The 288-nt window shown below is 60.1% G+C and carries 1 protein-coding gene; it reads right to left on the bottom strand.

The features are described from left to right. Positions 1-288, bottom strand: a 288-nt coding sequence (locus tag EIK80_RS25585; protein WP_125159732.1) for a DEAD/DEAH box helicase, incomplete at both ends; no start/stop codon positions are given.

Genomic DNA, 288 nt, shown 5'->3' with positions numbered 1-288 from the left:
CGGCCTCGTCGATTACCACGACTTCGACGGACGAAAGCGTGAGCGCTTTCTGACGCAGCAAATCCTCAAGACGTCCCGGGCAGGCGACCACGATATCGGCGCCGGCCTTCAGATCACGCACCTGATGGATGTACTTGACGCCACCGTAAATCGTGGTGGTATTCATCCCAAACGCATGGGCCAACGGCATCAGCACGTCATTGATCTGGTTGGCCAGCTCACGGGTGGGGGCCAGCACGAGTCCGCGCGGATGCGGCAGGAAATCATCGGAACGGCGTTCCTCAAGAC

Source organism: Caulobacter sp. 602-1 (assembly GCF_003931565.1).
Taxonomy (GTDB): domain Bacteria; phylum Pseudomonadota; class Alphaproteobacteria; order Caulobacterales; family Caulobacteraceae; genus Caulobacter.
The sequence above is the reverse complement of the archived record's forward strand: the minus strand, read 5'-3'. Positions and strand labels throughout refer to the sequence as shown.